The organism is Saliterribacillus persicus, assembly GCF_003337485.1.
Lineage (GTDB): Bacteria > Bacillota > Bacilli > Bacillales > Amphibacillaceae > Saliterribacillus > Saliterribacillus persicus.
On record NZ_QPJJ01000006.1, the window covers coordinates 194,724 to 216,776 of the forward strand.

24 protein-coding genes are annotated in these 22,053 nt (G+C 33.5%); 4 read left to right on the forward strand and 20 right to left on the reverse strand.

Annotation, left to right across the window (positions count from 1 at the left end; all coding sequences use genetic code 11):
- Positions 1-39: 39 nt before the first annotated feature.
- The 11 genes from DFR57_RS08895 to DFR57_RS08945 all read right to left on the reverse strand — a co-directional run bounded on the left by DFR57_RS08895 (position 40) and on the right by DFR57_RS08945 (position 10,840).
- Positions 40-1,956: a stage V sporulation protein D gene (locus DFR57_RS08895; RefSeq protein WP_114352797.1), complete on the reverse strand. Its 1,917-nt coding sequence runs from the start codon at positions 1,954-1,956 to the stop codon at positions 40-42.
- An 83-nt stretch (positions 1,957-2,039) separates the two neighbouring features.
- Positions 2,040-4,253, reverse strand: coding sequence for a penicillin-binding protein (locus DFR57_RS08900; protein ID WP_425450952.1), 2,214 nt, complete (start codon positions 4,251-4,253; stop codon positions 2,040-2,042).
- Between the two features lie 5 nt (positions 4,254-4,258).
- Positions 4,259-4,639, reverse strand: coding sequence for a cell division protein FtsL (gene ftsL, locus DFR57_RS08905; protein ID WP_114352799.1), 381 nt, complete (start codon positions 4,637-4,639; stop codon positions 4,259-4,261).
- Positions 4,639-5,616 carry a 16S rRNA (cytosine(1402)-N(4))-methyltransferase RsmH gene (rsmH, locus tag DFR57_RS08910; protein WP_114352800.1) on the reverse strand — a complete coding sequence of 326 codons (978 nt, stop codon included), beginning with the start codon at positions 5,614-5,616 and terminating at the stop codon, positions 4,639-4,641. The genes ftsL and rsmH overlap by 1 nt, the downstream gene beginning before the upstream one ends.
- Before the next feature lie 30 nt (positions 5,617-5,646).
- Positions 5,647-6,078: a division/cell wall cluster transcriptional repressor MraZ gene (mraZ, locus tag DFR57_RS08915; RefSeq protein ID WP_114352835.1), complete on the reverse strand. Its 432-nt coding sequence runs from the start codon at positions 6,076-6,078 to the stop codon at positions 5,647-5,649.
- 139 nt (positions 6,079-6,217) lie between these two features.
- Positions 6,218-7,840 carry a bacillithiol biosynthesis cysteine-adding enzyme BshC gene (gene bshC, locus DFR57_RS08920; protein ID WP_114352801.1) on the reverse strand — a complete coding sequence of 541 codons (1,623 nt, stop codon included), beginning with the start codon at positions 7,838-7,840 and terminating at the stop codon, positions 6,218-6,220.
- 85 nt (positions 7,841-7,925) lie between these two features.
- Positions 7,926-8,309: a DUF3397 domain-containing protein gene (locus DFR57_RS08925; RefSeq protein WP_114352802.1), complete on the reverse strand. Its 384-nt coding sequence runs from the start codon at positions 8,307-8,309 to the stop codon at positions 7,926-7,928.
- 31 nt (positions 8,310-8,340) lie between these two features.
- Positions 8,341-9,234 carry a 2-dehydropantoate 2-reductase gene (locus DFR57_RS08930; RefSeq protein ID WP_114352803.1) on the reverse strand — a complete coding sequence of 298 codons (894 nt, stop codon included), beginning with the start codon at positions 9,232-9,234 and terminating at the stop codon, positions 8,341-8,343.
- A gap of 161 nt (positions 9,235-9,395) precedes the next feature.
- Complete coding sequence (locus DFR57_RS08935) at positions 9,396-9,863, reverse strand: RsfA family transcriptional regulator (protein WP_114352804.1); 468 nt, start codon at positions 9,861-9,863, stop codon at positions 9,396-9,398.
- A gap of 242 nt (positions 9,864-10,105) precedes the next feature.
- Positions 10,106-10,279, reverse strand: coding sequence for a 50S ribosomal protein L32 (rpmF, locus tag DFR57_RS08940; RefSeq protein WP_035721631.1), 174 nt, complete (start codon positions 10,277-10,279; stop codon positions 10,106-10,108).
- A 39-nt stretch (positions 10,280-10,318) separates the two neighbouring features.
- A complete protein-coding gene (locus DFR57_RS08945; RefSeq protein WP_114352805.1) occupies positions 10,319-10,840 on the reverse strand; it encodes a YceD family protein in 522 nt (173 codons plus the stop codon).
- Positions 10,841-11,103: 263 nt separating this feature from the next.
- Here DFR57_RS08945 and DFR57_RS08950 point away from each other — a divergent pair, with 263 nt between their 5' ends.
- Complete coding sequence (locus DFR57_RS08950) at positions 11,104-12,315, forward strand: nucleotidyltransferase (RefSeq protein ID WP_114352806.1); 1,212 nt, start codon at positions 11,104-11,106, stop codon at positions 12,313-12,315.
- A 137-nt stretch (positions 12,316-12,452) separates the two neighbouring features.
- Here DFR57_RS08950 and DFR57_RS08955 read toward each other — a convergent pair whose 3' ends face one another.
- Entirely contained in the window at positions 12,453-13,481 is a 1,029-nt protein-coding gene (locus DFR57_RS08955) for a SepM family pheromone-processing serine protease (RefSeq protein WP_114352807.1), read from the reverse strand.
- A 151-nt stretch (positions 13,482-13,632) separates the two neighbouring features.
- Between DFR57_RS08955 and ylbJ the strand changes: the two genes are divergently transcribed.
- On the forward strand, positions 13,633-14,832 hold the full coding sequence (gene ylbJ, locus DFR57_RS08960; RefSeq protein ID WP_114352808.1) for a sporulation integral membrane protein YlbJ: 1,200 nt from the start codon (positions 13,633-13,635) through the stop codon (positions 14,830-14,832).
- Between the two features lie 105 nt (positions 14,833-14,937).
- On the opposite strand, the gene coaD is transcribed toward ylbJ, so the two are convergent.
- From coaD to DFR57_RS08990, 6 genes are all read right to left on the reverse strand, one after another.
- On the reverse strand, positions 14,938-15,429 hold the full coding sequence (gene coaD / locus DFR57_RS08965; protein WP_114352809.1) for a pantetheine-phosphate adenylyltransferase: 492 nt from the start codon (positions 15,427-15,429) through the stop codon (positions 14,938-14,940).
- A complete protein-coding gene (gene rsmD / locus DFR57_RS08970) occupies positions 15,422-15,991 on the reverse strand; it encodes a 16S rRNA (guanine(966)-N(2))-methyltransferase RsmD (protein ID WP_114352810.1) in 570 nt (189 codons plus the stop codon). Before rsmD ends, coaD begins: the two co-directional genes overlap by 8 nt.
- A gap of 312 nt (positions 15,992-16,303) precedes the next feature.
- On the reverse strand, positions 16,304-16,579 hold the full coding sequence (locus DFR57_RS08975; RefSeq protein ID WP_114352811.1) for a YlbG family protein: 276 nt from the start codon (positions 16,577-16,579) through the stop codon (positions 16,304-16,306).
- Positions 16,580-16,612: 33 nt separating this feature from the next.
- Positions 16,613-17,056 (reverse strand): YlbF/YmcA family competence regulator, encoded by a 444-nt coding sequence (locus DFR57_RS08980; RefSeq protein WP_114352812.1) that lies wholly within the window; start codon positions 17,054-17,056, stop codon positions 16,613-16,615.
- 137 nt (positions 17,057-17,193) lie between these two features.
- Complete coding sequence (ylbD, locus tag DFR57_RS08985) at positions 17,194-17,577, reverse strand: spore coat protein YlbD (protein ID WP_170132948.1); 384 nt, start codon at positions 17,575-17,577, stop codon at positions 17,194-17,196.
- A gap of 64 nt (positions 17,578-17,641) precedes the next feature.
- Complete coding sequence (locus DFR57_RS08990) at positions 17,642-18,673, reverse strand: CAP domain-containing protein (protein WP_170132949.1); 1,032 nt, start codon at positions 18,671-18,673, stop codon at positions 17,642-17,644.
- A gap of 153 nt (positions 18,674-18,826) precedes the next feature.
- Between DFR57_RS08990 and DFR57_RS08995 the strand changes: the two genes are divergently transcribed.
- Positions 18,827-19,195 (forward strand): YugN family protein, encoded by a 369-nt coding sequence (locus tag DFR57_RS08995; RefSeq protein ID WP_114352815.1) that lies wholly within the window; start codon positions 18,827-18,829, stop codon positions 19,193-19,195.
- 207 nt (positions 19,196-19,402) lie between these two features.
- Positions 19,403-20,461 carry a sporulation integral membrane protein YtvI gene (ytvI, locus tag DFR57_RS09000; RefSeq protein ID WP_425450955.1) on the forward strand — a complete coding sequence of 353 codons (1,059 nt, stop codon included), beginning with the start codon at positions 19,403-19,405 and terminating at the stop codon, positions 20,459-20,461.
- A gap of 100 nt (positions 20,462-20,561) precedes the next feature.
- Here the strand turns inward: ytvI and DFR57_RS09005 are convergent, their stop codons facing one another.
- Positions 20,562-21,017, reverse strand: a complete 456-nt coding sequence (locus tag DFR57_RS09005) for a DUF420 domain-containing protein (protein ID WP_114352817.1) — start codon at positions 21,015-21,017, stop codon at positions 20,562-20,564.
- Positions 21,018-21,039: 22 nt separating this feature from the next.
- Positions 21,040-21,933: a cytochrome c oxidase assembly factor CtaG gene (ctaG, locus tag DFR57_RS09010; RefSeq protein ID WP_114352818.1), complete on the reverse strand. Its 894-nt coding sequence runs from the start codon at positions 21,931-21,933 to the stop codon at positions 21,040-21,042.
- Between the last annotated feature and the right edge of the window lie 120 nt (positions 21,934-22,053).

Genomic DNA, 22,053 nt, shown 5'->3' on the forward strand with positions numbered 1-22,053 from the left:
CAAAAAAAAGGTAATTAATCACCGAACGATTTTTAGATATTATTTAACAAGAATTCGTATCTTACTATCCGGTGCAATTCTCTCCCCTGGTGAAGGTGCTTGCTCGATAACAGTATTTCCTTCCCCGACGACCTCTAAATCAAACGTATATAAATATTTTTGAAGTTTTTTTGTATTCATACCTATTAAATCAGGAGCCTCAACAAGCGCTTCCTCAGGCCATTGGTAGTCCTTTTCCAACCCTTTCTTAGACTTCTCAACTCCAAGAACTCTAAGGCTATCTTCTATAATATTACCAACAATCGGTGCTGCTACAACCCCACCGAATTGTACTGTGTTTTTGGGATTATCAACTGCAATATAAACAACTATCTCAGGATTATCAGCAGGAGCAAAACCAATGAAAGACACAATATGATTATTTTCCATATAACGACCATTTTTCCCGACCTTTTGAGCAGTACCTGTTTTACCTCCAACTCGATATCCTTCGACAAATGCACTTCGTCCTGTCCCTTTTGCAACTACATGCTCTAGAGCATTTCTTACTTTTAAGGAAGTTTCTTTACTAATTACCTGTTGTTTTAATATAGGTTTATTTTCTTCTTTTTGTACATTATCTTCATTTTTTTCTAGAGATTTCGCTATATATGGTTGATATAAATATCCTCCATTTACAGCAGCCGAAACTGCCATTACTTGCTGTATTGGAGTAACCGAAACACCTTGGCCAAATGAAGTTGTTGCTAGTTCTACCGGACCAACATTATCTAGTTGAAATAAAATACCATTCGATTCACCTTGTATATCTATGCCTGTCTTTTTTCCAAAACCAAAATTATCAATGTAGGAAAATAGTTTTTCTTTTCCAACTATACTACCTAATTGAACAAAACCGGGGTTACACGAATTTTGCACAACTTCTAAATAAGTTTGATGCCCATGCCCACCACGCTTCCAGCAGTGCAGGGTGGTGCCATTAACATTAATATCACCATCATCAATATATTCATCCTCATGTAAATCTACTAATCCCTCTTCAAGTGCAGCGGCAAGTGTTATTATTTTAAATGTAGAGCCAGGCTCATAGGTGCTCCATATCGGAAGATTTCGATTATATATTTGAGGCTCAACTTCCCTATAATTCTCCGGGTCAAAACTAGGACGTGAAGCCATACCAAGAATTTCACCTGTATTTGGGTTTACAGCAATACCTAACGCTCCATCTGGTGCATAGAGCGCTTCTGCCTCATCGAGTTCTCTTTCTATAATAGTCTGGACTCTCGCATCTATTGTTAGCTGTAGCGTTCCACCATCTATTGGGGCCTTATAATGATCAGGATTGTTCAAGATTTTTTTTCCTTTAGCATCTGCAACAAAAGACAGACTACCTTTCTTTCCGCTTAAAAAATCATCATAAAATACTTCTAACCCTGTCAAGCCTTGGTTGTCGATACCACTAAACCCAATCACATGGGATAAAAATTCACCATAAGGATAATGTCGCTTAAAGTCTCCCGCGATATACACGCCTTCATGATTTTGTAATTGTATTGCTGTTGCCTTTTGGTCAGAAATTTTTCTTCCTTGCGGGTGAAGTCTTACTATACTTTCATTTTTTGTAATTTGCTCTAATACTGCTTTCTCTTCCATTTCTAAAATACTTGCTAATGATTTTGCTACTTGATCCGAATCTTTAATTTGTCTAGGTACAACCATGACCGATGGAGCTGAAATATTCTCAGCAAGTATTTCTCCATTTCGATCAATAATTTTCCCTCTATTTGGTTCAAATACGATATCTCTACTCCACGAATCTAAAGCTTTAGAAGATAAAAAGTCTCCTAAAAAGAATTGAACATAGCCTAATCGGATCGTGATCACACATGCAATGATAAAAAAAACAAAAAACACAGTGATTATTCGTTTTTTAACAAACATAAAAGAAACACGCATGTCTCAGACATCTCCTTTTTCATTGGACATGCTTCAATATATGTATGCTAAAAACTGAATAGAACACTGTGCCTTTCATCTAATTAATCCTCTACTTGCTCTTCTGCATTTTCTTTTTCTTCTTCTGCTTCCGTTTCTTCTAAAAGTGCTTCTTCTTTTGTCTGCAATTCTACCATCAGATAATCACCAGCTTTGATTGCTCTACCTTTTTCAATACTTTGCGCATCTACAAATCCATTCCCGATCCATTCCAAATCTAAGTCAATTAATTCAGATAATGCTAAAACATCACGAAGTGCCCAACCACTAATATCAGGCATTGTTGGTTCATTTGTAATAATAAATATTCGTTGGTTTGGGGTGATTTCTTCCCCTGCTTCCACGCTTACCTTTTCAATCTTATCGCCGTTACCAATTACAGTAGGTGAGATTCCACTTTCTTTTAACCGTTCTACTAGTTGAGTAGTTGATTTATTTGACCATGATGGAAAATCAATAGCACTTACTGAAGGAATATCTTCCTTATCAGGTTCAATATTTAAATATCTCAGACTATTTTCCATTACATTTTTAAATATATAGGAAACAGGAGCAGATCCTGATTCTGTTGGCTCTAATTTTGGTTGCTTGACCGCAATATACATGATTAATTGAGGATCATCTACTGGTGCCATTCCTAAAAAGGAAAAAACATAATTATTACGTCCTGTCATATATCCAGGGTTTTCGGGGTCTGGTATTTCAGCGGTACCAGTTTTTCCTGCAACCGTATAATCCTGCAAATTATATATATTGTATCCTGTTCCTTTTTTGGAAGTGATAACAGTTTCTAATATATTACGCGTTTCCTCAGCAGTCTTGTCTGATATAGGTTGACCAACTATTTCAGGTGCTTGTAAAGAAATAGTTTCCCCTGTAGAAGAATCTTTTGTTTCTTTAACTACAAATGGTTGTACCATTTGTCCATGATTTGCAACTGCTGAAGCTGCTTTTACTAGTTGAATAGGAGTCACAGTGGATCCTTGTCCAAAAGAAGCTGTCACTTTTTCAATGCCATAATCATAAAGAATCGTTCCTGGCACTTCACCAGGTAGATCAATATTTGAAGGTTGATCAAAATTAAAATCTTGAAGATAATCAAAGAAACGATCAGGTCCAATTTTGTCATAGGCAAGTTTAGCCGCTGCAACATTGGATGAGCGCTGGATCCCCTCCATAAATGTAATAGAATCCCAACCTCTTTTATTATGGTCACGTATAGTATTACTTCCTATTTTATAACTCCCAGATTTATAATATTCATTTTCATTCCAGACTCCTTCTTCAATAGCAGCCGCAAGCGTGAAGATTTTCATAGTGGAACCTGGTTCAAATGGAGTAGAGATGGCATCATTATACCAGTTTTCAACATTTGATAAATCATTAGGATTGAAATTTGGCCTGTTACTCATCGCTAAAATTTCACCTGTTTTAGGATCCATCACAATTGCAGTCATCCTGCTTGGTTCATATTGTTCATCAACCTCTGACATAGAATCCTCTAATAATGTTTGGATTTTCTGATCAAGGGTTAGTACTACGTCGTCGCCATTTTCTGGTTCATTTATAATTTCTTTTGGATCTAAAAGTTTTACATTGAATTTATCCCTTTGATAAGAGATGGAACCATTTACACCATTTAAAAGGTCATTATACTGATTTTCTATTCCACTAATTCCTTCAATTTTTTCTTCATTTTTTTGTGTCAAACCAATAATACTTGATGCAAATCGGCCATTAGGGTAAAAGCGTATTGGCTCTTCAGTGAAATTAATACCAGGCAAATTTAAATTTTCGATTTCTTCTTTTTGTTTTTGTGTTAATTCTCTTGCACCTGCACCAAATTCAACCTGAAACCGTTCGTCACGAATCCCTTCTTCTATCCTTTTTTGTATCTCTGCTGCATCTATCTCTAAAATTGGAGAAAGTTTTTCAGCAGTCAATTGAGCGTTCTTTACATGCTTAGGATTTTCCTCGTGTGTTGTAAAAGTTTCATCTACAATCGCGTATAGCCTATAGACAACATGTTCTTCTGCTACAGGCATTAAATTACGATCAAAAATAGTTCCTCTTTCAGCACTAATTTGATACGAATTCGTTCTTTTTTCATCAGCAAAAGATTGCAAGGATATCCCTGCAACCTCTCCCGTAGCTTGTATATATAGAAATCTACCTGTAATCACAAGAAAAACAATGGAAAAAAATGCGATCCAAAAAATACTCATGCGATGGGTTGTTTTATTTTTCAATGTGTCCACACCCTTTAATTCATGCTAATCTCTGAAGCTTGCTTCACACGGGTATTTTTAATTTTTAAACCATGTTCCTTAGCAAAGGAAACAATTCTATCAGGCTGACTTAGTTCCTTTACTTTATAATTTAAATTTGCGACGTTCGTTTCTTGTGTTTCAACATTTGACTCCAACTTTTGAACCTGTCGATTTAATTGGTCCGTTTGTGAACTGAAGGTAATAATGTATAAACAAGCGATAATCGCTGTTACTGCAAATATACAATACATGAATTTTTCTCCCGTTGTAATCCATTTCTTATGTACCCGAACTTTCCTTTTTACAACTTTTCTATTCGGTTCATAAACTCGTTCGTGTTGATGTTGCCATTCTCTTGCATTGTTTGCACTCATTATTTTTCACGCCCTTCATCAAAATAAAATTCTTGCTTCCAATCTTTCACTTTTTCCACAATTCTTAGCTTAGCTGATCGTGAGCGACGATTTTCATCCAATTCCATTTCATTTGCTATAATTGGTTTTTTTGTAATCTGTTTAAAAGGTGGTTCAAATTCTTTTGGTATTACAGGAATATTCCTAGGTAATGGTGGCACTGTGCTCCATTTTTTGAATGCCTGCTTACATATTCTGTCCTCTAAGGAATGAAAAGTTATAACCGCAATTCGACCACCAACATCAACAATTTCTGCCGCTTGATTCAATGCTTGATGAAATGTTCTTAGTTCATCATTAACGGCAATTCTAATCGCTTGGAAAATTCTTTTGGCAGGATGTCCGCCTTTTCTCCGTGCTGGCGCTGGAATTGCTTCCTTAATAATATCTACTAGCTCAAAAGTGGTAAGTATCTCTTTTACCTTTCGACGAGATTCTATTTTTCTTGCAATTTGTTTGGAGAATTTCTCCTCCCCATATCGAAAAAATATTTTTACAAGATCTTCAAAAGACCATTCATTAACGACATGATATGCTGAAAGTACTTGTTCATTATTCATTCGCATATCTAAAGGAGCATCTTGCTGATAGCTAAACCCTCGTTCACTTTCATCTAATTGTGGGGATGAAACTCCAAGATCGAATAGTATTCCATTCACAGACTCGACATTGAGCTCATTTATCTTTTCTTTTAAATAAACAAAATTTGATGAAATAAAGGTGATTTTAGAAGCATGCTCAGCTAATCTTTCTTTAGACGCGTCGATCGCCTTTTGATCTTGGTCAAAAGCAATTAATTTTCCGTCTTGACCTAACGATTCAACGATTAATTGGGAATGTCCACCACCGCCGAGAGTACAATCAATGTATGTACCATTTTCTTTTATATCCAAACCTTCCACAGACTCTTTAGCTAATACTGTATAATGCTCAAACACACTATTTCACCTCCATCTTTTATCAAATCATTAAAAATCGATCTCCATCATATTCTCTGCAATTTCAGCAAATGATTCTTCAGAAACTTCCACATAATCATTCCATTTATCTTTAGACCATATTTCTATACGATTTGAAACGCCGATAACCACACATTCTTTCTCCATGGTTGCATATGTTCGAAGTGATGACGGTATATTTATTCTCCCCTGCTTGTCCACTTCGCATTCAACTGCTCCAGAAAAGAAAAAACGGGTGAAAGCGCGTGCATCTTTTTTTGTCATAGGTAATTTCTTTAATTTTTCTTCGAGTACGTGCCACTCATCCATTGGGTATGCAAATAAACATTGATCAAGTCCACGCGTAATAACAAAGGTGTCACCGAGGTCTTCTCGAAACTTAGCAGGTACAATAATGCGACCCTTTGTATCAATATTATGTTGATATTCACCCATGAACATGACATGCACCCCACTTTCTATGATCATAATACCACAATCCCCCACTTTCCACCACCAATATTTGAAAAATAAAAAAACATGGCTCTTTAGCCATGCTTTTCATTAGGTTATTGGGTTTTCATTTGGTATCCATCAAAATTTATAAAAAGGCGACATAATGCTCCGCTTCATAATCGTAATCCTGATTTACTAATTCCTCTAACCATGAATCACCATATTTATTTAGAAAATAAAATATATTAAAACATCTTTCTTGTAAACCATCATATGGATGCAGTCTCTCACCAACTAGATCAAATGCCTTGATTGGTATCTGATATTTATCGCGTAGAGCTGCTTCCATTTTTTTCTGCAAGAAATCTAGATTGTCATTCAAATGCTCTAGGTTTTTTTCAGCTAAAGTACCCATATCTGCTCTTAGATCTTTTGCTACTTCTCGAACTGGTTGATGAATGCGATCTAGCGACTGCTTAACTTGCTCCACCATTTCCCCTATTGGAGGATCTTGCTGGGTTTGTAACCAATTTAACTTAAAAGCAGACGTACCACTTCTTACCACATCAGTTACGTTAAATTGATAGGTAGTTAATATTTTATTTACCTGTTCGTCTATAAGCGAAATGGAAACCCTAGGTAACACTGGTGGCATTTTCAAGTCAAATGCTTGAAAAGCAGGCTTTAAAATAGACCAATATGCAACTTCACTTGGTCCACCTAAAAACACTAGTGTGGGAAACAAACATTCTTGCATAAGTGGTCTCGTGACCACATTATTACTTAATAGCTCAGGGTTATTTTTAGCAATATCCAAAAGTTCCTGGGTAGAAAAACTACATTCACCTTGTTTTCCTAACCAGTTTTCACCATCTCTTACTAATAATACTCTTTCTCCATTCAAATGATAAAATAAATGACCATCATCTTTATCAACCTCAACGGAAACATTATACCCACTATTTTGCATTCTCTGAAATGCATGAAAAACTCCATTTGATATTTTAGGTTGATGCTTAATTATTTTTGTGAAAAATGAACTTTCCATTTTTCTAATTGCAGGAGAACCAGAATCCACTAGCACAAGGCCATCTTTTTGAAATAGCCTGGTAATAATCCTCGCAAAAAAATCAGCATAGGTTTCAGAATCTTTCAAGGCATCTTCAGCTAGTTTATAAAAATCCTTCGTATATGCAGTTTCTTCAAAAGTATAAAAAACTTCTTTTAACCATCGTCTCGCATAGTCTTGATCTATAGGACAGCTAGAAACAGGCTTTTTTTCAAAAAATGGCTGGTTAATCTTATGCTTTTTTAAATGATTGCCTTTTTCAATATAAATATGATTAATTTCTTCAAAATCATGATCCTCTCCTGCTATCCAAAAAACAGGAATTACAGGTATATTCAACTCTTTCGTTTGCTTTTTAGCCAGTTGAATAATGGAAATAATTTTATGTATAGTATAAAGCGGTCCAGAAAGAAGTCCAGCTTGTTGACCACCTATTACGACCAGACTGTTTTCTTTTTCAAGAAGGTTAATATTACTTAGTGTTTCTGCACCTGCACCCCATGCTTCATTTAATGTTCTTAAAGTATTGACTAAAGATGCGCGGTCAAAATTTCTTTCTCTTATGTCCTTTACACGTTGCTTAAAACAATTTTCTTGATAGGGAAAATAATCAAAATTATTATATAAATGTTCATTTCCATTTAGGTAATCTTTTAGAAATTTAGATCTTGCTTCTATATTAATGGGTTCGACACGCATCGATGACCTGCTCCTTTATTTCTTAGTAGACTATTTAGTTCATATGTATTTTACATAATTAGAAGTGGAAACGCACACAATCTGTTTATAAATTTTGTATTAGGTATAGAATAATTCCATAAATAATTAAAATAAAATACAAAACGAAAAATAACAGGAAGCAGGTTTTCCAAAAAGGTTTCCAAACTCTTCTTAAAATAACTTCTGTCTTCGTTTTCCACTGTACAATTAAAAATAGTATAAACAGAAGAATTAAAATAATAATAATAATTCCAATATATGACTTCTCAAAAATAATATAGCATGCAATCGAAACAGAGAAAATATAAAGAATCGTGGTCCAATCTGTTGCAAAATGAATAGCCTTCCACTTTTTATTAAATTTTAATTTTCCAATATAATATAAGACAATTGTTATGATAAGTGGAAATGTTAAAATAAATGCTAATAGATATGCTAGTAAATTCATTGGTTTATTAAGTCACTCCTATAAAGTAGTTTTACTCAGATAAGTTTCTCGATTCTAATGTTTTGACTGCATGATATAAAAAGTAAAGAAATGGTGTTTTTATATTTTCATTTTTAGCTTTCTCGCGTATGTAACCAATAATAGCTTCTAGTTCTGTTTTTCTACCGTTAATTATATCCATTAACATCGAGGAACGATTTTCTCCTGTATTATGTATAACCTTTTCTACTTTTTCCCAACTATTACTGCTATTCATCTTTAATACTCCACATACTTCTTCGTTTATAGTTTTCGCCAAAAATAAAAGATGCTGATCTTCTAATAATTCTTTATTTTGTACATGAAAAAGGGCTGTAAGAGGATTTACTACTGCATTTATTAGCAATTTTTCATGGAGGATTGGAAAAAGATCATCACACAAAGTAATAGGGAAAATAGTAGTGTGTAATTTTTGGATAATACTTTTTAAACTGAAAATAGATCCGTGATAAAGAGAAACCTTTAATGAACCTTTTCCTGTATGTGCAACCTCATGTTTATTCTTTTTTTGCGCTCCATGCTCACATATTCCTATAAAGACTGTATTCTTATTTAAAAATTGATCCATTAACCTTACATGAGTCATACCATTTTGAATAAAAAGAATGGGACTGTTTATTTTTTGATTGGAATATTCAATAAGTGATTCCTGCAAATCGTATTGTTTGGTACAGTTTATAAAAAGGTCATGCTCACTTAGGTTTTTGGTTAATTCAACTTTAGGAAAAAATATAGCGGAATCAGAAAGCCTCCTTATCCCTTTACGGTTAATGGTGTTTTTTTGATCCGCCGATTTTACATACAAGAAAACCTCATGATTATCTTCTAGCAATAATGTAGAGAATAATAAGCCAATTGCTCCCCCTCCAATTATCCCAATTCTCATATTAAAACTTCCTCCTTAGACATGTAAAGATAAGTTACCTTTACCATTAGACTAAGTAAATTTTACCACGTTGCATTACTTTTGACACTGCAATTAATAATTTTTTTGAAAAGTGTCCAAGCAGGAAAAAGGTTTAATAAAAAATACCTTCCTACTATCTTTTAATTTAGTGAAAGATCCTTTGTTATGAGTTCGAGTTTTTTCGTTAGGGATTTATATTCATTTACTAGATGAAGTATTTTTTCGCATTTCTCTTTTATTGCTTGGTTTTCTTGCTCTAGCAATTGTATTCTTTCTATTGGTTCTGTGAGATACGTTTCTCTTTCCTCATAATAACTTTTCATGTTTTCAAGTAGATGTATTAATTGGGATAAATCAGTTGTGTTTACTTCGTTTGGTATAGAAGTATTATTTCTAGAGTTTTTTGCAAGCTCAACCGCTTCGAGATAATCCTTTCTAATGGTAGCATTCCACCTAAAGCCACATGCAGCTGGTGTACGATTCAACTCGATAGCCACCTCTTGAAATGCTTCTAATTGCGTTTTCCCTTCGCGGATATAGCGAAGTACTTTCTCAGCAAGGTATAAATCTTCATCTTTTGTCCATGCATCTTGTCTTTTATTTTTCAATCAAAATCCCTCCCCTATCATTCGTTATAAATGTATGCCTTGAATAATAGAGTTAGACATTCTTTTCTTATAATTCGATCATAAAAGTTCTAAATTCCAATGTAATTATTAGTTTCATGTTTTATCAGCACAAAAAAAGTGTGAAAGAGATAATCTCCTTCACACCAATTTTTATATTTTGTCTTAAATAGATTCTATAATTCTTATAAAACTATTTTTCACAAAAAACGTACTACGTTATTCTATTGCTCAACCACTTGTTTTCCATCATACTGTCCACAAGATTTGCAAACATGGTGTGGTTTTGTAAGTTCTCCACAATTTGAACATTCAACCATTCCTGGTACGTGTAACTTTTTGTGTGTACGACGTTGATTTTTTACTTTTTTAGAAGTTTTACGCTTTGGTACTGCCATGTCTTACACCTCCTTTAAGTTAAGAAAGATTAAACAGAATCAATCCTCTTGATTATCGTCTAATAATGCTTCTAATTTTTTTAGGCGAGGGTCGATTTTATCATTAGATTTCTCTTCTGATATAACTTCCCAGCCTTCTCCTTGTTTTAGCATGTGATCCTGTACTACTTTATCATCCGCAAATACGCGCATAGGCATTACTAAAATGACATGCTCCTTAATATACGGAGTTAAATCAATCACTTCTCCTAGCACTGGATGGATATCCGAGTCTTCATCTTCTTCCACATAGCTCTTCGTTGTAAATCTCTCCTCCACATCAATTGAAAATGGAAAAGGAACATCTACCAGTGTTCGTGCACATGGCAAAATCATGGAACCAACGATTTGAAATTGAAAAACAATTTCATCTCTCTCCATTCTCCCCTGTCCTTTAACATGAACAGGATCAATATGACGGATATCATTCGGTAAATCTTTAATATCAGAGATATCAATTTTTTCATCGAATATGAAAGGTTCAGAACCCGATTGTCTAATTTTTTGGAGATAAAACTTCATATTAATCACCTCTAGGCAACAAGAAATATTTTAAAAGGAAAAAGGGAATTTGTCAATATATTTTCTTTACAGTATATCATGTATTTCATGTTAATATAAATAGAGTTACAATATATTATGTGCCATGAATAAAAAGAAATACATGATTTAATGAATCAAAGCAATTGGAATCTATAGTCCTCACGCTTTTTGAAGATGAAAATTATCATCCAAATACTTTAAAAATAAACCTAAGGTTTCATTTTAACAAATGGAGGTAAATAATGAAAGCATGCGGTTTAATTGTTGAATATAATCCTTTTCATAATGGACATCAATATCATTTACAGGAAGCTAAAAGAATTTCAAGAGCTGATTGCATTATAGCAGTTATGAGCGGGAATTTCTTACAACGAGGAGAACCTGCTCTCATCGATAAGTTTCACCGTGCAAAAATCGCTTGCTTACAAGGAGCCGATCTTGTAATTGAACTTCCTTACCATTTTGCAGTTCAACACAGTGAACTTTTTGCTTACGGAGCGATAAAAATTTTGAACGAATTAAAGGTAGAGAGTATCTGTTTTGGTAGCGAAGCTGGAGACATTGAGTCATTTACGGAAGTGTACAATTACTTAAAAAAAGATCAATATAATTATGAATTAGAATTAAAAAATGCTTTAAATACTGGCTTATCTTACCCAAAAGCAAATGAAAAAGCACTAAAGACAATTTTTAATAAACCAATGAAAATAGACTTAACCCAGCCCAATAATATGCTTGGGTATCATTATGTTAAAGCCATAATAGATTCATCTTCATCTATAAAACCATTTACAATAACACGCGTCCAAAACCATTATCATGATACTGCAATTCAAAGTTCAATCGCCAGCGCTACAAGTATAAGAAAGGCTTTATTTGAGGGAGATACTAAGGTAATTTCTACAATGCCTTCCATTACAATGGATACAATAATCGATTATAAAAATAAGACAACAGCTTGGCATAATTGGGAACATTACTTTCCCTATTTAAAATTTAAAATTTCAACAATGACCTTAGAAGAGTTAAAGTCTATTCATGGCATGAAGGAAGGTATTGAGAATAAAATGAAAGTTGCGATGAGGTCTGCCACCACTTTTTCGGAATGGATGAATTTAATCAAATCCAAAAGATATACGTGGACAAGTTTGCAACGAATTGCTGCAAATATACTTACAACTACAAAAAAGACTGAAGTAGCACAGCTTATTGAAGAAGAGGTGCCATCTATCCGTTTATTAGCCATGAATAATAAAGGAAGAGAATATCTTCATGCTTACAAAAAAAAGATAGAACCCTCTATTATCTTTAATTTAAATAAAGATAATGCCATGAGTCCTATTATGGAAAGGCAATCTGATGCTTATTATTCTATTCTTCCTCCGAAAGTACAACCAATAATGCGCAAACAAGAATTCACAAAACCATTTATTAACTTACTTAAAAAAGAGTGATTATGATGGATCAAATCATTCTTAAAATCAACCCATTTAACTATTTGTACACAATTAAAACAATAAATAAAAGGCAGGAAACCAATTAAAATCTTGATTTCCTGCCTTTTAATTTATATATTCTAAATTGAATCGTGCTATTTTTCGTCTAACGATTCTAAGTAATTAATTGCATCTTCGAAGGTATCAACCGGAATGATTTTCATATCAGTTTTAATGGCCTTAGCAGTCTCCTCAGCAAGTTTAAAGTTAGAATCAGGGGCATCACCTTCATTAGGTGCGAAGAATATGTCACACCCTTCATTATCGGCTGCTATGACCTTCTTGTCTATTCCTCCAATTCTACCCACATTACCATCATAATCAACCTCACCCGTTCCAACAATACAATAGCCTTTTGTAATATCCTCTTCAACTAATTGATCGTAGATTTCTAATGAAAACATTAATCCAGCACTAGGACCGCCAATATTACCACTTGAAAATGCAATAGGAGGATCAACATCTACGTCTCTGTTCGTTACTAATTGCACTCCAATACCTACTCTATCCTCCATATCCGGAAAAGTACCTAAAGCAATGGTTTCTGTAATAGTTTCTTCATCCCTTACAATCGTCACTTCAATAGGTTCTCCTACCTCTTTTTCTTCTACATAGGAGATTAACTCTTCTGTTTCCTTTACTTCTAATTCATCTACCGAAACTATCTTATCTCCAGTTTTAAGTACTTCATGTGCTGGCATACCTTCAATCGTTCTTACCACATAAATACCTTCATAAGTTATATCGATATCTTTATTTGCAGCAGTATAAGCTACTACCGTTGATGCTTCCTGAGAGTTCTCCATCATACTCAATTGAATTTCCATATAGTCATCCTGTGACATACCATCTGGATAAACTTCATCAATTGGCAAAATATCGTTATAATCCTGGAAAAGTGCTAGTAAATATTGAATAGGTACTGCTTGGCCACCTTGAATCGTCACCAGATGCATCTCACCTTCACTATCTGTACTGTTTTCCACTTCTACCACTGGAGATAATGGCTCAGCGCTCCCAGGCTTGTATATATAGTATGGTAAGCGGTATGCGAACAAGAAAAATAACAAGACCGCTACTGTAATCCATAAAATTATTCTTTTTTTATCCAACGACTGGAACATAATTTCACCTTCACTTCCTCTAGCACAAAAGATATATGCATATTTGGTCATGCTGATTGCGTATATTTAATGATAATAAAACGAACACAATATTATTATTCTACTATTATTTTTTTTATTCGTACAGTTATGTTGATCAAGGAGTGAAAAGATGAAACCAATTCTGTTAACCGTTATATATGGCGTGCTTTCTATTCTAATTGCTTTTTCGCTTATATATTACCCAAGTGAAGTGCTAGAAGCTAGTCAGCGCGGACTTGAAATGTGGTGGACTATCGTTTTCCCCACGTTATTACCCTTTTTTATTACAGCTGAGATATTAATAGGGGTTGGAGTAGTTCATCTTATCGGTATTCTTTTTGAACCCTTTATGAGACCCTTATTTAACGTACCTGGAGTCGGAGGCTTTGCTTGGGCAATGGGGATGGCAAGCGGGTATCCCTCTGGAGCTAAAATTACAACGAGATTAAGACAAGACGGCCAACTAACGAAAAGAGAAGCAGAACGATTAATATCGTTTTCCAATGCTTCAAATCCATTATTTATATTTGGAGTAGTTTCGATTGGCTTTTTAGCAGACAAGCATCTTGGTATCCTTTTGGCTGCTGCTCATTATTTAGGTAATTTTTTAGTAGGGATATGCATGCGATTTTATCATTTCGATAAGGCTGCTATTCGAAGAGAAAAGCCTACTACATTAAAGCACATCCTAAAACGTGTCCATGAGGCTAGATTAAAAGATAATCGCCCGCTAGGACAATTGTTAGGAGATGCAGTCATTCATTCGGTTAATACATTAATGTTAATCGGGGGATTTATTATTTTATTCTCTGTTTTGACTACATTAATTATTAAAAGTAGTATCTCTACTTTAATCATAAGCTTCATTTCGCATACTTTAGAATTATTTAGTTTACCAGATGAGCTAGCTCCAGCACTTTGGAGTGGACTATTTGAAATTACAATAGGTATTCATCAACTAAGTGACTTTAAAAATCAAGATATGCTTGTAATTGCTATCCTTGTCTCCATACTATTAGCTTTTAACGGTTTATCCATTCAAGCTCAAGTCGCAAGTATAATCGCTACTTCTGATATTTCTTTTAAACCTTATTTTATCGGTCGTCTTTTGCACGCTTTATTTGCTAGTATTTTAACCTATGTATTATTTGATTCCTTATATCTTTCAAGAACTGAAGACTTAACCTCCGTAAATTCATGGATCAACGGGACGGAGAATCCAAGTGTAAATACAAGTCTTCAATTTTTATCAGAATTTGGACCACCGATGACACTACTAGCGATGATAATTACGATATATATATTATTTTTGCGCATTAAAAAAGCTTGACACATCGTCAAGCCTTTAAAACTTGAAATATTCAATTTGAAAAAATGCAGTTTATTTACATATAAAGTTTACGCTTTCTCACATGTTGCAACTTTCAAAAAATGCTTAAAGACTATTTTTTGCGTACTTAAGCTTTAAAGCTTCTTCTACCACAGGCGGAACTAAGCCCGACACACTTGCGTGATACTTTGCAACCTCTTTTACCGTACTCGAACTTAAAAATGAATATTGATTGTTGGTCATCATAAAAAATGTTTCTATATCCTCATTTAATTTTCTATTCATAGCAGTTATTTGCATTTCATATTCAAAGTCAGACACGGCTCTTAAACCACGCAAAACAGCTTTAGCATTTTTTTCTGCAGCATAGTCCATTAAAAGTCCACTACACGAGTCAACAAATACATTGTCAAATTTTTTTGTTGATTCAATTAGTAGTTCAACTCTTTCTTCTACGGTAAATAAAGGTGCTTTTGATTGATTGTTAAAGACAGCAACAATAACCTGGTCAAATACTTTTGCACCTCTTTGAATAATATCTAAATGACCATATGTAACAGGATCAAAACTACCAGGACAAATGGCTAAATTAGTCAACTTTTTTCTCTCCTTTTATATATATTGAGACACTTATCGAATCACCATAGGTATCTGTTTTAAGTTTAATAAAATCACCATATGTATTATCTAGATTTTTCTTAGCATCGTGTTCACACACTATCATACCGTCTTCTTCTAATAATTGATATTTTTCTATATGTGTTAACAATTTTTCATAGGATATCTTATGATAAGGCGGATCTAAAAAAATATAGTTGAATTTAAATTCTCTTTTTGATGCTGCTTTAATTGCGCGGAATGCATCCGTTCTAAATACCTCGGTCTGTTCTTGTACCCTTAACAGTTCAATATTAGCATAAACTGTTGATATCGCTTTTGGAGCTGCATCCACAAATATTACTTTATCAACCCCACGGCTTAATGCTTCAAATCCTAGTGCCCCACTCCCGGCAAAAAGATCTAAACATAGACCTCCGTTAAAAAATGGACCAATTCTTTGAAATAATGCTTCTCGAACTTTATCGGTTGTAGGACGGGTTTCCTTACTTGGAACTGCTTTAATAGGTCTTCCTTTAAATGTGCCTGCTATGATTCTCATATCGAAAGTCCTTTCTAGAAACGCAATGAAATTAACTTTTATTACTATAGCATAGAATAAAATTAATTCACAAACAGAAATTCCAAAAATTTATAGCTAAATTTCTATATCAGGAATAAATTTCTTTAAAAATAGACATACTGGAAAAGAAGCAGCTATTTGAAGCTAAGTTGCTTTTACGGAGAAGGCTTACATTTCCCCATAAGTTCTTCCTCCGGTTTCTCCTCTCCCTTTACCTTTTTATGTATATAAAAAGGGCCTGCAGCGCTTAATTTGCTGCAGGCATTTTCTTTTTAACAAACATTACTTACATTAAATCCCCATTTTATAATCATATTCTTTAGCTTTATCCATCTTGGCATTTTCGAATTCAGTTTTAATAAATGGTTTGTAAGAAAAATCAACACGAGTAACATAGGATAATTTTTCTAATTTCATTTTGCTTTCTTCTATTTCTTCTTGGTTTACATATATAATTGCATACTTTAATTTTTTTGAAGCATGAATCAAATGGCCATACTTTTTTAAATGCTTTACATTTTTCATTTGGTGGAACCAAACAACAAGTGCTTGACGATTTACCATCATTTTTCCCTCTCTTACTTTAAAATTTAATGATTTTTACGATGCTTTGCAACCACAACCACTACTACCTGATCCACAACCACAGCCACCATCTGTCAAAGCTTGACCATCTTTAGGAGCTTTAATTGTTCCGCTTACACTTTGAGCTACGATCCCACTAACTTCATCAAGAAGGCCCTGCATTTTTGTTTCAGCTATTTTAAATGTGGCTACAGCATCATGCATGTCCATTTCTCTTTTCGCTACTCTAATTTCTTTCATTATTTTACTATAGTCTGGATGATATCGTCCAAAGCGTTCCACTTCTTCGTAATCATCCTTAATTTTATTAAAACGAGCAATTAATGATTGCGCTTGTTCATCTTGATCTAACGCATTCTTTGCTTGTTGATATTCCTTCATTATGTCTGACTCAAGGATCATTTGTCCTAATGATTCGGACCGATCTAATATGTCAACAATTTCTATTGTAGCAAGCATATATACACCTCCATGTAACCATCATATCATATTTAATAAAATTGAAAAGTAACAATTGCTTCTTTAATTCTGGGCACAATTATTTGAGGTTCCCTTAAATTAGTTTGTACCACATGCAAAAAAATAATTCCACTCTACTAATAAAATGGAGGATGGCGGTGATTATTCACACTATCTTGTTTAAACTGACCGATCAATTTTTGTATATTTTTCACAGCCCCATTTAGTTGATGAACATTTTGATCTACTTTTCCCAGATCTACTTTTTGCAAATGATCAAGTAAAGGTAACAATGATTCTTTTAATGAATCAAATGATTTGTTATGCTTTGATTCTTTTTTTCTGGAGGTGTCCTTGTCAAAATCATCCTCCCAGTTTATATCACTATCTTTATTCTCCATATAGATTTCATAAAGCTCTTGCCAGCTTATCTCATGCTTTCTTACTTTTTCTATTAAAAACGGACGCTCATTTACAAAGTCTTTGAACTCCGAAACCGTTGGATCAAGCTTGTTATTCATATACATCACCTCTCATAACCTATCTCTATTTCCATCATATGTTTTTATGGTAGTTATGTGCGAGTTACTGTTTCAAAAAATTTTGTGTGAAATAAAATTCGTGTACACCTACACCTAATTCTGTATAATCCTTGTTCAATAGGACCTCTCGATGGCCAGGACTATTAAGCCAACCATGCACTGCAGAAATTGCATCAGGATACTGGGCAGCAATATTCTCACCAGCTAAAAGATAATTAGCGCCTACTTTATTTAAGCGATTTCCTAAATTGGAACCGTCTTCTGCGTAGTGAGAAAAGTACTTATTCTTATACATATCCTCACTATGACTTTTGGCAGCTACTTGAGCTTTTTCATTCCATTTTAATTTGCCTCGCTCCATGTTTTTCCGAAGGATATTACTGATATCAAAAATCTGTTTCTCTGTGTTGGTAAAAACATCTTTCATTTCGTCCTCTTTTAAAGTTTCTACCTGAGGTAAATCTCCTGAATAATATAATTCGTAGGGGCGTAATGCTAATAATGAAGCTTGGTTAACTATCCTTATGGAAATGAGTTTTTTTGTTTCCTTATCAAAATACATTATTGCAAACGTGTTTTCATCAATTTGCAATAAAGGTCTGGTCTGTAAATCCTCCCTTGTTAGTTGAAATTGATAATTATCAAAGGTAATCTGTTTCTTTAAATCATTATCCTTATTGATATTGCTATAACTATCCTCTAATTGAAAAGGAGATAAATCAACATCCTTACCCATTCCAAAAATGGAAACAACTTTGTTATCTTCAACGGCAATTTGAATGATGCTTTCATCCTTTAGATAGATCCACCAGTCATAACCGTAATAGCTGCTATCCTTTCTCGAAGGTTCTCCTAATTGTTCAATAACCTTTTCTTTGTTACCACCCATCAGCTTCCATAATGCCCCATTATATAACATTGGATGGCCCCTAAATGCCTCTGAGCTTTTTATTTCAATAGTAAAATCTCCCTTTCTATTATCTGTAGCATCAATATAGGTGCGTTCGTTTATCATCAAATATACGCTCAAACTTAATATGATTAGTATGCCCAAAATACTGATTATTTTTTTCATTTTTAAAGCTCCTTTCATTAACTTTTTATTATTATAATAGTAAAGTTAATCTATTATGAAAATTTCTCGTGTCTTTATCGGTGGATATGATTGCAACTTATCGCTATTCATACTATTATAGTTTTAGTGAGAAATTTTAGATGGGGTGAAATCATGAAGATTGAAGGTACAGGAATTGAAGAATCCGTGTTGGATTTAAAACCATTAGATCATGCGATGGAAAATGCTAATTTTGTTCGAGCTGGTCAATGGGATTATGAACGCGTTACATACGATTATAAAATTGGTTCACAAGAAAAAAATATTACGTATTACGTTCGTGTACAAGGCTATGCTCTTGAAGGCGATGTTGATCGAGGCGATGCGGTAATTAAATTACTAACTCCGATCATTGGAAAACATTATTATCCACATGGCATTGAATACGGAGAAGAAGAAAATTTCCCCGAAAGTGTTTTACAAAGAGCTGATCAATTACTTGAAAAGGCATCTAGCAATATAAAGCAATTTAATAAACAATAATGTATCATTTCTTGTATTAACTTTTATGAAAAAGCTAATAATGAATTGTTGAAATGCTGAAAACGACTGCGGCTGAATTCGTAGTCGTTTTTTAGTAAATAAAATATAACTATTAAACACCTTTTCTCAATTTTATTACTATTAAATTTTTTCAGAACATGCTATATTTTCTTTAGAGCTAAGTTTGAAAGGGGCTATAATTCTACCTTGATGAAATTTTTCAATAAGCAACCATGGAAAATTATTTTAATATTAACTACCATTATTATTTTAGGCTTTTTTATCCTTCCCGTTTCCATACCACTAATTTTAGCGTTTTTAACTGCTTTATTTTTAAATCCAATTGTTAGATGGTTTATTTACCGTTTTAAAATAAATCGAAAGTTAGCTGTCACCATCGTTTTTTTGTTATTCTTAATCATTATAAGTACAATCGGTACATACGCTGTAACGCGAGCTATTACACAAATTATAACCTTAGCAGAAAATGCTCCATCTTATATTAACCAATTTAATAACCAATTTATTAAATGGCAAGCAGATTTAGATCATTTAACTGCTGATTTACCTAAAGAATTAGTGGAAGAAGTAAAAAATGTTATAGAAAACAGTTTATCCACTGTCAGTGAAACGATCAGAGAAGTTTTAACAATAGATCGTATTACAAACCTAGTGAGTAAAGTTCCAAACTATTTGGTGAGTATTGTTGTATATCTAATTGCGTTATTTATGTTCCTGATTGATATTCCGCGATTAAAGGCGAATACCTATAAACATTTAACCGAAAAAACCGCTGAAAAAGTTAAGTTTATGAATGCAAGACTTGCTTACGTTGTTCTTGGGTTTTTAAAAGCACAATTTCTAGTAAGTATTGTTATATTTATCGTTACATTTATAGGTTTATTGTATATTGTTCCTGAGTATGCCTTAATCATGTCATTTATTATTTGGATCATCGATTTCATTCCAATCATTGGTTCAATTGTAATTTTATCACCTTGGGCTTTATATATGTTTGTGACAGGTGATGTTGTTACTGGTACAGAACTTGTTATTCTCGCAATAATTTTACTCGTTATTCGCAGAACAGTTGAACCTAAAGTTATGGGGAAACAAATTGGTCTTTCCCCTCTAGCAACCTTAATTGCAATGTATATAGGGCTTAAATTGCTTGGTATTCTTGGCTTTATCGTAGGCCCACTTATCGTGATTGCTTTTAACTCAGCAAAAGAAGCTGGCATTATCAAGTGGAATTTCAAAATCTAATAAATCTAAAAAACATTCTTTAAAATTGAGAAAGAGAAATTATATTAGAACAGCAAAAAACCGTATCCTTTTAAAAAGGATACGGTTTTTAATTCACAAGTTAAGTACCTAAAATTGCTTTTAATAAACTAGTTGTTTCTCCACCATCATAGAATACATATAATAACAAATAAACCATGACACCAGTTATCGCAGTGAAAAACCAAATAACACTTGTTACAGGTCCGATTTTACGGTGTTTTTTAATCTTTCGTTTAAAAGCAAGGGTTATCGTTACGACACCAAATATAGCTCCTGTTGTGGCAAGTATAATATGGAAAATTAAAAATACTGTATAATATATTTTTAAATCCTCAGGTCCTCCAAAACTTGTATTTCCTATAAATATAGTACGTGAAAGATAAATCACAAAGAATATCAATGCACTTACCGCTGCGCTAAGCATTGCTTTTTTATGAGCAGCAAATTTATTCTTTGTAATGAATACCCATCCGATCGCTACAAATATTGCGCTAACTATAATAAAAAATGTACTAATTGTTGGTAATAATTCCATCTAATTCTACCTCTTTCTTATACTAGGATGTAGTATGTGGATCGGACGATGCCGGAAGCGGATCTATTTTTCCACTCTCTTTCCTAAACCACGGAAAGAATATTCTTGCTAATATGGTTCCATATATAATTTCCTGAGAAACCTTCATTAATATACCGCCTAATTGTTGATCCTCAAGGATTGACATAGGTGAAAACATTTCTGGGCCATTTAAACTCAACCCCTCTAAAACAGAGCCAGGAACACATAAGGCTAGGGCCTGAACCCAACCTCCTGTTTGTCCATAGGTGGTATATAGACTATGATCTGCGAAAATAATTAAAGCACATGCTGGAGTAATTAATACACCATTAGCAAAAATATAACCAATTTTAAGTAAAGGAGAAAGTGTATCAAATGCTTTAATTGGAGTAAAAATTGGCCACCAAACAAAGAATGCTGTTATTAAGATAACCGTAGTAATACTTGCATGAGCTATCTCATTACCTTTGGCAAAATCAAAAATTGAAGGGACATGATACATCGAAAATAAAGCATTAAAAAGAATCAAGGCAATTAATGGTTTTGTAAATAGTTTTAAGATCCCAGACAAAACTGGAACCTGAAAAACCTTTTGCCAAAAAATTTTCGGAATACCTTTAATTATTAATATCGGAAAAAGTAAATAATAAAGCGCCATCTGCACCATATGTGCAGTAAACATTATATGTGATAATAAATCTATTGGAGAACCTTTGATAATATACAACAGAGCGATCCCCGTATAAAAATAGTTGATATTTATATTTGTTAAAGCGTATTTTTCTTTATTTCTAATAAAAAGAAAAAAATACAAAATTCCGATTAGACTTACAAACAATAAGAAATAGGGACTCCAAAGTGCGCGAAATCCAAATATTTGAAGTTCTTGCCACATTACCCTCACTCCAATTTTCAATTTATCTTTCTCATTATAACGAAATGAGAGAAGAAACGATAGTTTTTATACTGAATTAAATTCCAACAATTTTATGAACATTTTTGTATATAAATCATA